This window comes from Luteimonas endophytica (assembly GCF_029887875.1).
GTDB classification, from domain to species: Bacteria; Pseudomonadota; Gammaproteobacteria; order Xanthomonadales; family Xanthomonadaceae; genus Luteimonas; species Luteimonas endophytica.
Genome location: NZ_JARXRM010000008.1, coordinates 218,368 through 229,409, shown reverse-complemented (window position 1 = coordinate 229,409; position 11,042 = coordinate 218,368). Strand labels below are relative to the sequence as shown.

Genomic DNA, 11,042 nt, shown 5'->3' with positions numbered 1-11,042 from the left:
GCCAGCGCCGGCGTGGCCGCCCGCTGCGCGCGCCCGTGCCGCCGCCGCCCGCCGCCGGGCGCGCGGCGCGCGCGGCGGCCAGGATCCGCGCATCCAGCGCGGGTGAGGGGCGGGCGCGCGGCGCGCTGCGCGCCAGGCGCTCGGCAAGGTCGCGCTCCTCGGGCGTCAGCGGTTCGCGGTCAGCGGTCATGCGTTCAGCCTCGTCCGCAGCTTGTCCATCGCGTAGCGCAGTCGCGATTTCACCGTCTCCCGCCCGACCCCGGTGATGTCGCCGATCTGCTCGAGGGTCAACTCCTGCTCGAGCCGCAGCAGCAGTACCTCGCGCTGCTCCTCGGGCAGTTCGTCCAGCGCCAGCTGCAGGGATCGGCGCTCCTCGAACTGCGACAGACTATGCTCCGGCGTGTCGTCGTCGGGTACACGCGCGATGCGCTCGTCGGCGTTCTCGGGCGCCGGAGGGCGGTGCCGCTGGGCGCGCCAGTGATCGGCCAGGCGGTTGCGGGCGATGCGGTACAGCCAGGTGGCGAAGGCCGCCTCGGGTTGCCACCCGGCGCGGGCGGCGACCACCCGTTGCCAGACGTCCTGGTACACCTCGTCGGCCAGCGCGCCGTCGCGCAACTGGCGCAGCAGGAAGCGATACAGGCGGGTCCGGTGGCGCGCGTACAGGCGCTCGAACGCGGCGGTCTCGCCGCGCACCCACGCGAGCATCAGCGCTTGGTCGCTGCTTTCCCCGTCGTCCTGGCAATCGGCATCGTTCACCGCCGGCAGGTTAAGCGGTGGCGGCCCGCAGGTGAAGCCCGCGCGCGCCGCGGCAGGTCGGGGGTGACGGGGACGGGGCGTGATCTGCGTCATATCCATGGAAACGCGCGGGGCGGCGCGGCGGGGTCGGTTGCCGGTAGCGCGCGTATCTGCCGTTATGCTTGGCGCAGGGGACCGGAACGGAGCGGGTGTGGACGGGATTGGGCAAGGCTCGCCGGCTGCGCCGGCGTCCGGGCAAGGCCTGCAGGCGCTGATCGAAATGCTGGGGGGGCTGCTGGCGCCGGGGTCCGGCCTGGCGGTGTGCTGGCGCGACCCGCGCCTGGGCAGCGGCGCCGCCGCCAGCGAAGGCGTCGGTGAAGCGGTGCGCGCGCGGGCGGCTGGCGCGCTGGCGGGCGCCGCCACCGCGACGGCCCTGCCGGCAGACCTGCTGTGGGAGGACGGCCAGACCCGCGTCTGCGTCGCGGTCGAGCCGGCGCGCGCGCTCGGCGACCAGCCCGCGCGCGCCTGGCGGGCGCTGGCGGAACGGGTGATCGGCGCGCTGGTGCAGTCGGAACTGTCGCGGCTGCAGGTCCGTTCGCTGCAGAAGTCCGAGCGCCTGCAGCAGGCCCTGTACGAGATCGCCGACCTGTCGGGTTCCTCGCGCGACATGCACGGGATGCTGGCGCGCATCCACGCCGTGGTCGCCACCCTGATGTCGGCCGAGAACTTCTACATCGTGCTGTACGACGACCTGCGCGAGACGGTCCGCTTCCTGTATTTCGCCGATCGGATCGATCCGTGGACCGCGCAGCCCGACCGCGACCTGCTGCTAGACGAGATGCCCAACAGCATCACCGTGGCGCTGCTGCGGCACGGCCACCCGATGATGGGCCCGTCCGAGCGCATCCGCGCCGCGCTCGGCGTGCCGCGCGACCCGGCCCACGGGCCCGACAGCGCGGATTGGCTGGGGGTGCCGATGCGTCGCGACAGCCGCGTCTGCGGCGCGATCGTGGTGCAGAACTACGACCGCCCCGGCAGCTATACCGAAGAGGACCGGGCGCTGCTGGAGTACGTGGCCCAGCACATTCTCACCGCGCTGGACCGCAACCACGCCCGCGCCGAGCTGGAGCGGCGGGTGGAGGAACGCACCCGCGAACTGCAGCACGCCAACGCGGTGCTGCAGGCCGAGGTGGTGGAACGGCAGCGCGCCGAGCGCCTGCAACGGGCGCTGTACCGGATCAGCGAGATGTCGGTCACCGCGGGCAGCCTGCAGCGCTTCTACCAGGACGTTCACGAGGTGGTGGGCGGCCTGCTGTACGCGGAGAACTTCTACATCGCCATGCTCGCCGCCGACGGCGAGCGGATCGAATTTCCCTACTCGGTGGACGAACGCGACCCGGTGCGGCGGCCGCGGCTGATGACCAACGGCCTCACCGAGTTCGTCCTCACCAGCGGACAGCCGCTGCTCGCCGACCGCGAGACCATCGCCCGGCTCGAGTCGTGCGGCGACGTGCGCAGCCACGGCACCCGCGCGCACTGCTGGCTGGGCGTGCCGCTGGCGCGCGACGGCAGCGTGATCGGGGCGATCGCGGTACAGAGCTACTCGCCGGGCATCCTGTTCGAGGAACGGGACCAGGAGCTGCTGACCTTCGTGGCGCACCATATCGGCGGCGCGCTGTCGCGCAAGCGCGCCCAGGAGTCGCTGAAGGCCGCGCACGCCGAGCTGGAGTTCCGGGTCGAGGCCCGCACCCAGGAACTCAAGGACGCCAACCGCGAGCTGCGTGCGCAGATCGGCGAGCGCATGCGCGCCGAACAAAGGCTGATCCACCAGGCGCGGCACGACCAGCTCACCGGATTGCCGAACCGCGAGCATCTGCTCGAGCGTCTCGACGCCGCGATCGCGCGCATGCACGAACCGGGCACGGTGCCGTTCGCGGTGCTGTTCCTCGACCTGGACCGTTTCAAGCTGGTCAACGACAGCGTCGGCCACGCCGCCGGCGACGAGCTGCTGGTGGAGGTCGGCCGCCGGGTGCGCCGCACGCTGTCGGCCAGCGACGCGGTGGCGCGGCTGGGCGGCGACGAGTTCGCGATCCTGCTCGAGGACGTCGATGCGCCGGCGGCCGCGGCGGCGGTGGCCGCGCGCGTGCTGGAGGCGCTGTCCAAGCCGGTGTGGGTGGCGGGGCGAGAGTTGTTTCCCTCGGCGAGCATCGGGATCGCGGTCTGGCAGCCGCGCTACCGCCATGGCGAGGAGCTGCTGCGCGACGCGGACGCCGCGATGTACCGCGCCAAGGCCAGGGGCCGCGACCGCAGCGCGCTGTTCGACGAGGCGATGCGCGCCGAGGCCACGCGGCTGCTGGACCTGGAAGCGGATCTGCGCCGGGCGATCATCAACAACGCCTTCGAGCCCTACTTCCAGCCGATCGTGCGGCTGGCCGACGGCGCGGTGGTGGGGCACGAGGCGCTGTTGCGCTGGAACCACGACTTGCGCGGGCCGCTGCTGCCCGCGGAATTCATCGGCGTGGGCGAGGACAGCGGCCTGATCGAGCAGGTGGACTGGCTGATGTACGCGCACGTGGTTCGCTGGCTCGGGACCCGGGCCGACGGCTACGTCTCCATCAACGTGTCGCCGCGCCATTTCCACTCCGACGACTTCGCCGAGCGCCTGCTGCGGCTGCTCGACGATGCCGGGGCCGACCCGCGCCGGCTGCGCATCGAGCTCACCGAGGTGGCGCTGCTGGACGACGCGCCGCGGGTCCTGCGCATGCTCAACATCCTGCGCGGGCGGGGCGTCCTGGCGCTGCTCGACGACTTCGGCACCGGCTTCTCGGCGCTGTCCTACCTGCACAGGTTCCCGATCCAGTCGCTGAAGATCGACCAGAGCTTCGTCGCCGGTCTGGACGGCGAGACCCGCGCAGAAAGCCTGGCGCTGGTGCGCGCGATCCTGGCGCTCGCGGGCACGCTCGGCATCGACACCATCGGCGAGGGCGTGGAAACCGAACAGCAGCGGCACACGCTGCTGCAGCTGGGGTGCCAGTACGGCCAGGGCTTCCTGTATGGGCACCCGCGGCCGGCGGACTGAGCCCCGGCCCGGCGCCGGCGCGGGTCACGACCGTTTCACCCCGTCCCTGGCAACATCGACGCAGTGCCGCGAACCCGGGGGTGCACGATGATCGCGTCCAGTGGCTCCGAATCGCCGTTCCGCCGCCCGCCGGGCTCGCGCCCGGCTGCGCGCGGCGTGCTGCGGCTGCTCGCGCTGGCGCTGCTGTGCGGCCCCGCCGCGCTGGGTGCCGAAGCCCGCGCCGCCAGCGGCGACGAACCCGAGGCGGCGTTGCGCGCGGCAATGGTGGAGCAGCAGCTCGTCGCGCGCGGGATCGCGGACCAGCGGGTGCTGGCGGCGATGCGCGCGGTGCCGCGCCACCGGTTCGTGGGCGAGGGCCATGCGGCGCGCGCCTACGAGGACCAGCCGCTGCCGATCGGCCACGGCCAGACCATTTCGCAGCCCTATATCGTCGCGTTGATGACCGAACTGCTGGAACCTCGGCCGGAACACCGGGTGCTCGAGGTCGGGACCGGGTCGGGCTACCAGGCCGCGGTGCTTTCGCCGCTGGTGGCGGAGGTGTATACGATCGAGATCGTGGAGCCGCTGGCGCGCCGCGCCGCGGAGGTGCTGGAGGAGCTGGGCTACGCCAACGTCACCGTGCGCAGCGGCGACGGCTACGCCGGTTGGCCCGAGCACGCACCGTTCGATTCGATCATCGTCACCGCCGCGCCCGAGCGGGTGCCGGATGCGCTGCTCGACCAGCTGCGGCTGGGAGGGCGGATGGTGATCCCGGTCGGGCCGGTGCACGCGGTGCAGGAGCTGCGCGTGATCGAGAAGGCCGCCGACGGCAGCATCACCGACACCATGGTGGCGCCGGTGCGTTTCGTGCCGATGACCGGCGGCGCCAGCCTGGGCCGGTAGCCGCATCCGAGGGCGCGAGCGGCATGATCGGCGGCGGGGATTCATCGGCGTCGCCGCGGGGTAGGGCCGATGCCGGAGCCGGCTGTTGCTGTGTTGCCGCGCGGCTCGCTCGTGGCAGGACAGTTTGGAACTCGCGGGGGGGCGGGCCCGGGGCTGCGTGACAAGTCGCTCCCCGATAGCGGCTTGATCGTCACGTTCCCCTGGCCGCCCGCAGACGCCACTCGATGGCGCCGCGTGCCCCGGGGTCGTTCGGTCGTACAGTCGAGGGGCGGTTCCCGGAACGGGCTCAGAAGCTGAAGTTCACCTTGGCGTAGTAGTAGCCGCCGTTGATGCCGAAGGGCAGCGTCTCCCAGCCGTAGAGGAACCCGAGCTGCGGGAAGGGTGCCGCGTTCACCGGGTCCCACTTGTCCGGGTAGGTGTCGAACAGGTTGTTGGCGCCGATGGTGAAGCGCAACGTGTCGGACGCCTGCCAGCCGACCGAGGCGTCGAACAGGGTCTGCCCGTCCCATTTCTGCTTGAACCCCGGCGTGAATCCCTCGCCGGCGACCGACCCGTAGTAGTTGGCGCGCAGGGTCCAGTCCCAGGCCCCGGTGCGGTAGACCCCCTGCAGCATGTAGCGGTTGCCGGGCTGGCCTTCCTCGACCAGGGTGACCTGGGTGTCGTCGAACAGCGCTGCCGGCGACAGGATGTCCGACTGCGACCGGCGCTCGGTGACCTCGGTGCGGTTCCAGTGCAGCAGCGCGGTCAGTTCCAGGGTGCCTCCCGCGGCTTCGGTGTTGAAGTCGGCGACCACGTCCACGCCCTCGGTGCGGGTGTCGATGGCATTGGTGAAGAACAGCACCTGGCCGACGCCGATCGGGTCGAGGATGGCGCGAATCGGGCAGTTGGCGTTGTCCGGGGCGCAGGGCGCGCCGTCGGTGCCGGTGCTCTCCGGGGCGATGTTGCTGGAAAAGATGATGCGGTCGTCGATGTCGATCCGGAACACGTCGACGGTCAGGGCGAAGCGTTCGTTCGGTGTCCAGGCGATGCCCAGGGTGCCGCTCACCGATTCTTCCTCCTTCAGCGGCGCGATGCCGAACGCCCGGGTGACCTGGCTGTCCTGGCGCGCGGTCAGGGTGTCGGTCAGCACGCCGTCGGCATTGAGGTTGGTGGAGCGCTGGCCGTAGAACAGCTGTTGTACGCCGGGGGCGCGGAAGCCGCTCGCCACGGTACCGCGCACGGCGAAGCGTTCGGTGGCGTCGAAGCGCGCAGAAAGCTTGCCGGTGGTGGTGTTGCCGAAGTCCGAGTAGCGTTCGTGACGCGCCGCGGCGCCGAGCAGCAGCTTGCCGAACCTGGATTCGGCGTCGACATAGACGGCCTGGCTGTGGCGGCTCTCGTCGACCGCCTCGGCGGGCGAGAACCCCGGGAATCCCTGGATGCCGGGCTGCGCGATCTCGCCGGTCTGGCCGAAGATCGGGATGCTGCGATCGTTGCCGCGTCCGTAGGCGTAGGAAACCAGGTCCCCGGCCTCGATCGCGTAGCCTTCGCGGCGGTACTCCAGGCCGGCGGCGAGGTACAGCGGCTCGCTGCCCAGGCCCCAGTCGAACGGCCCGCGGACATCGAGATTGATGGTGGTCTGGTCGAACTCCAGGGCGCCGGTATGCGCCGCGAGCGGAGACTCCTCGTAGCGCGGCCCGGCGGGGTCGGACGGGTCCAGCGGCTCGTACCACCAGCTCACGTTGACCGAGTTGCGCTCGTCGAACTCGAAACGGCTGCGGCCGTGGTTGACCGAGACGTCCCATTCCCAGCCTTCGCCGAACGGCGCGCGGTATCCCGCCGCGAGCGATCCGTCCTCTGCGGTGGTGATGATGTTGGGCAGAAAGCCGTCGGGATACAGCTCCGGCACGCTGCGGTTGTCGCCGCCGCTGCGAAAGAAGCCCGAGGAGTCGCCCTCGCGCCGCGACAGGCCGCCGAACCAGTACAGCTCGCCGGCCGCCACCGGCAGGCCGCCGTTGAGCCAGAAGTAGGCATCCTTGGCATCGGCGTCGCCGAGCCGTTGGGTCACGCGCGGCGGATCGACCCGGGCGCTGTCCGGCCCGGCGCGGTTGGTCTCCTCGCGGTCGCGGTACTCGGCCGTCAGGCTGAGGAACCCGTCCGCGCCCAGCGCGAGGCCGGTGTTGACGCCGCCGTGCAGCACCGTGCCGTCGCCCTCGTAGGTCTGCCCGGCCTCGAAACTGCCGCTGGTGACGCCGGTGGCGCTCTTGAGCACGATGTTGATCACTCCGGAGATCGCATCGGAGCCGTACTGCGCGGCGGCGCCGTCGCGCAAGACCTCGATGCGCTCGATGGCGGAGATCGGGATCGCGTTGATGTCGGTGCCGGCGGAGCCCCGGCCGATGGTCTGCTGCACGTTGACCAGGGCCTGCTGGTGGCGGCGCTTGCCGTTGACCAGCACCAGCACCTGGTCGGGCCCGAGCGCGCGCAAGGTGGCCGGGCGGATGATGTCGGTGCCGTCGCTGACGAAGGTGCGCGAGAAATTGAAGCTGGGCTCGAGCACCTGCAGCATCTGCCCGATCTCCTGTACGCCCGCCTTCTCCAGCTGCTCGCGGCTGATCACGTCCACCGGGGCGGCGGTCTCGGCGGCGGTGCGGCCGCGCACCCGCGAGCCGATGACCTCGACCGCATCGAGGGTCGTCGCCGTCGGTTCGCGAGCAGGCGACGCGGGCTGCTGGGCGATGGCGGGGGCTGCGAGCAGCAGTGCAGCCCAGAGCAAGCAGGGCCGGGCGAAGCGGGGGACGGCCGCCGGGAGGCGGGAAGCCGGTGCCTGTCGGCGCCGACGGGGCGCGGGGGAGATCGAAGCCGGCCCGCGCGGGCGTGCGGTATCGCTGTGCATTGGGAGGTTCCCCCGGAAAGACGGTTGCCCCCGTCCGAAGACGGCCCAGTCCCCCTGTGGGCGGCGATGACGTTTTTGTGACCGCCGCGGCCTTGTAGCACCATTCTTCGGCGTATGGGAAGCCGATGTGCGGGTAGCGCATCGGAACTAGGCACCGCGTCGCAGAAACGCCCTTGGCGCACGCGGCGCCCGGCGACCGGCGGGCGCCACCGTGCCTGCAGGCGCCGCCGGCGGCCGTCAGCCCTTGATCACCAGCAGCCGCTGCTCGGTCATGTCCTCGATCGCGTAGCGCACCCCCTCGCGGCCGAGCCCGGATTGCTTGATCCCGCCGTAGGGCATGTTGTCGACGCGGAAGCTGGGCACGTCGCCGACGATCACGCCGCCGACCTCGAGCCGGTCCCAGGCGCGCATCGCATGCCCCAGGTCGGCGGTGAAGACGCCGGCCTGCAGGCCGAAGTCGCTGGCGTTGACGGTATCCAGCGCCGCCTCGAAGTCGTCGAACGGCTGCAGGCAGGCAACCGGGCCGAACACCTCCTGGCGATACAGATCGCAGTCGCGGGGCACCTTCTCCAGCAGCGTGGCCGGCAGCATGTTGCCTGCGCGCGGCCCGCCGGCGATGCGCTTGGCGCCACCCTTCAGCGCTGCGTCCACCCACGACTGGATGCGTTCTGCGGCCTGCTCGTCGATCACCGGGCCGATGAAGGTCTTCTCCTCGCGCGGGTCGCCCATGCGCAGCTTCGCCACCTTGGCCTTGAGCCGGCGTCGCACGGCGTCGTAGAGGTCGCGGTGGACCAGCACGTGCTGCACGCTGATGCAGCTCTGGCCCGACTGGTAGTAGGCGCCGAAGACGATCCGGTCGACCACGTGGTCGAGGTCGGCGCCGGGGTCGGCGTCGACGATGCAGGCGGCGTTGCCGCCCAGCTCCAGCACCACCTTCTTGCGGCCGGCGCGGGCCTTGAGCTCCCAGCCGACCAGTCCGCCGGTGAAGCTGAGCAGGGCGATGCGCTCGTCCTCGGTCAGCGCGGCGGCGTCCTCGTTGCTGCAGGGGACGATCGAGAACGCGCCCTTGGGCAGGTCGGTCTCGGCCAGCACCTCGCCGATGATCAGCGCGCCGACCGGGGTCTTGGCGGCCGGCTTGAGCACGAACGGGCAGCCGGCGGCGATCGCCGGCGCGACCTTGTGCGCCACCAGGTTGAGCGGGAAGTTGAACGGGGTGATGAAGCTGCACACGCCGATCGGCACCCGCTTGACCATGCCGCGGTAGCCGCGGGTGCGTTCCGATATCTGCAGCTCGATCACCTCGCCGTCGATGCGGGTGGCTTCGCCGGCGGCGATGCGGAAGGTGTCGATCAGGCGGGTGACCTCGCCGCGGGCGTCGCCGATCGGCTTGCCGGCCTCGATGCACAGCGCCAGGGCCAGTTCCTCGGCGCGTTCCTCGAAGCGGCGCATGCAGTGCTCGAGCACGTCGCGGCGGCGGTCGGGCGAGAATTCCGCCATCGGCTCGCGCGCGCGATGGGCGGCGACGATCGCCTTGCGGATCGTGGTCGCGTCGCCGAATGCGGTGCGTGTGGCCAGCTTGCCCGAGTACTTGTCGCGCACTTCGAGGTCGGTGTTGGCGGCGACCGGGCGGTTGGCCAGGTAATAGGGATAGCTGCGGGCGAGTCCGGCGCGCTCCCGGCGCGGGGTCTTGCTGTTTTTCGGATTGGCCATGCTCGGTCCTCGGGCTTGATGAAAGGGGCTGTGCCGCGATCAGCGCACCGCGGCGCTCAGGCGCGGGATGTCGTCGTTGAGGATGCGGTCGTCGTCGCTGTAGTCGAGCGGCACGTCGATCAGGTCCACCCCCGGCGTTTCGAGGGCGCGGCGCAACAGCGGCAGAAGCTCCGCTGCCGCCGACGGACGATGGCCGCGCGCGCCGTAGGCCTCGGCGTACTTCACGAAATCGGGATTGCCCAGGTCCATGCCGAAGCTGGGGTAGTCCTCGTGCTGCTGCTTCCACTTGATCATGCCGTAGGCATCGTCGCGTACCACCAGCACCACCAGGTCGAGCCCCAGGCGCACCGCGGTCTCCAGTTCCTGCGAGTTCATCATGAAGCCGCCATCGCCGCAGACCGCCACCACCTTGCGGTCCGGATGGACGATGCGCGCGGCGATCGCCGAGGGCAGCCCGGCGCCCATCGTGGCCAGGGCGTTGTCCAGCAGCAGGGTGTTGGGCCGGCGGCAGCGGAAGTTGCGCGCGAACCAGATCTTGTAGAGGCCGTTGTCCAGGCAGACGATGTCCTCCGGGCCGAGCGCCGCGGCGACGTCGGCGACGATGCGCTGCGAGACCATCGGGAAACGGTCGTCGGCGGCGCGGTCGTCGAGGTGCGCGAGCATCGCCTCGCGGACGCGGTCGAAGCAGGAGAAATCCCAGTGGGGCTGCGGCTCGAGCGCCTCGGTCAGCTGCCAGACCGCGTTGGCGATGTCGCCGACCACCTCGATCTGCGGGAAGTAGACCGGGTCGACCTGGGCGCCGGAGTAGTTGACGTGGATCACGGTGCGCCGCCCCTCGCGCATGAAGAACGGGGGCTTTTCGATCACGTCGTGGCCGATGTTGATGATGCAGTCGGCGGCGTCGATGGCACGGTGGACGAAATCGTGGTCCGAGAGCGCGGCGTTGCCCATCCACAGCGGCCCGGTCTCGTCGAGCACGCCCTTGCCCATCTGGGTGCTGAAGAACGGGATGCGCAGCTTGTCGATGAAGCCGCAAAGCATGCTGGCGGTGGTCTTGCGGTTGGCGCCGGCGCCGAGCATCAGCAGCGGGCGGCTGGCCTGGCGGATGGCGCGCGCGGCGGCCTCCACGGCCTTGTGCTCGGCCAATGGGCGGCGCGAGGCGGAGGCCGGGATCAGGCGGGCGTCGGTGTCGTCGCCGGCGATGTCCTGCGGCAGTTCGAGGTGGACGGCGCCGGGGCGTTCCTCCTCGGCGCGGCGCACGGCTTCGCGCACGCGCGCGGGAATGGTGTCGGCGGAGACCAGCTGGCGGGTGTATTTGGTGAGCGGCCGCATCGTGTCGACCACGTCGACGATCTGGAAATGCGCCTGGCGGCTGGTGCGAATGGGTTTCTGGCCGGTGATCATGAGCATCGGCATGGCACCGAGCTGGGCGTAGGCGGCGGCGGTGACGAGGTTGGTGGCGCCGGGGCCGAGGGTGGACAGGCAGACGCCGGCCTTGCCGGTGAGCCGGCCCCAGGTGGCGGCCATGAAGCCGGCGGCCTGTTCGTGGCGGGTGAGGACCAGGCGGATGCTGGAGCTGCGCAGCGATTCGAGCAGATCGAGGTTTTCCTCGCCGGGGATGCCGAAGATGACTTCCACGCCTTCTGCTTCGAGCGCGGAGACGAACAGGTCGGAGGCTTTGGTCATGTCGGTGGCGGGCACTCGTCGGGGGGAGGCTTGGCTTTGGACGCGGACTTGGCGGTGACGCACGTGGGGCGGCCGGGC

The 11,042-nt window shown here is 71.1% G+C and carries 7 protein-coding genes; 2 read left to right on the top strand and 5 right to left on the bottom strand.

All coding sequences use genetic code 11. The annotated features are described in order from the left end of the window. A partial coding sequence (locus QFW77_RS01270) for a hypothetical protein (RefSeq protein WP_425603241.1) occupies positions 1-190 on the bottom strand: 190 nt, incomplete at its 3' end. Further along, positions 187-705: an RNA polymerase sigma factor gene (locus tag QFW77_RS01265; RefSeq protein ID WP_280572400.1), complete on the bottom strand. Its 519-nt coding sequence runs from the start codon at positions 703-705 to the stop codon at positions 187-189. The genes QFW77_RS01265 and QFW77_RS01270, both read right to left, overlap by 4 nt. A 208-nt stretch (positions 706-913) precedes the next feature. Between QFW77_RS01265 and QFW77_RS01260 the strand changes: the two genes are divergently transcribed. Both QFW77_RS01260 and QFW77_RS01255 read left to right on the top strand, forming a co-directional pair. Beyond that, complete coding sequence (locus QFW77_RS01260) at positions 914-3,814, top strand: bifunctional diguanylate cyclase/phosphodiesterase (protein ID WP_425603240.1); 2,901 nt, start codon at positions 914-916, stop codon at positions 3,812-3,814. A 261-nt stretch (positions 3,815-4,075) separates the two neighbouring features. Continuing rightward, a complete protein-coding gene (locus QFW77_RS01255; protein ID WP_331487839.1) occupies positions 4,076-4,696 on the top strand; it encodes a protein-L-isoaspartate(D-aspartate) O-methyltransferase in 621 nt (206 codons plus the stop codon). Between the two features lie 286 nt (positions 4,697-4,982). Here the strand turns inward: QFW77_RS01255 and QFW77_RS01250 are convergent, their stop codons facing one another. The 3 genes from QFW77_RS01250 to QFW77_RS01240 form a co-directional block, all read right to left on the bottom strand. Further along, on the bottom strand, positions 4,983-7,448 hold the full coding sequence (locus QFW77_RS01250) for a TonB-dependent receptor plug domain-containing protein (protein ID WP_280572337.1): 2,466 nt from the start codon (positions 7,446-7,448) through the stop codon (positions 4,983-4,985). 357 nt (positions 7,449-7,805) lie between these two features. Beyond that, complete coding sequence (locus QFW77_RS01245) at positions 7,806-9,278, bottom strand: aldehyde dehydrogenase family protein (protein ID WP_280572336.1); 1,473 nt, start codon at positions 9,276-9,278, stop codon at positions 7,806-7,808. Positions 9,279-9,317: 39 nt separating this feature from the next. Next, positions 9,318-10,964, bottom strand: a complete 1,647-nt coding sequence (locus QFW77_RS01240; protein WP_280572334.1) for an acetolactate synthase large subunit — start codon at positions 10,962-10,964, stop codon at positions 9,318-9,320. Positions 10,965-11,042: the final 78 nt, after the last annotated feature.

Excerpts from the sequence above, each read along its gene's own strand:
- QFW77_RS01265 (WP_280572400.1), bottom strand. The coding sequence starts at position 705 with ATGCTCGCGTGGGTGCGCGGCGAGACCGCCGCGTTCGAGCGCCTGTAC.
- QFW77_RS01260 (WP_425603240.1), top strand. The coding sequence starts at position 914 with ATGCTTGGCGCAGGGGACCGGAACGGAGCGGGTGTGGACGGGATTGGG.
- QFW77_RS01255 (WP_331487839.1), top strand. The coding sequence starts at position 4,076 with ATGGTGGAGCAGCAGCTCGTCGCGCGCGGGATCGCGGACCAGCGGGTG.
- QFW77_RS01245 (WP_280572336.1), bottom strand. The coding sequence starts at position 9,278 with ATGGCCAATCCGAAAAACAGCAAGACCCCGCGCCGGGAGCGCGCCGGA.
- QFW77_RS01240 (WP_280572334.1), bottom strand. The coding sequence starts at position 10,964 with ATGACCAAAGCCTCCGACCTGTTCGTCTCCGCGCTCGAAGCAGAAGGC.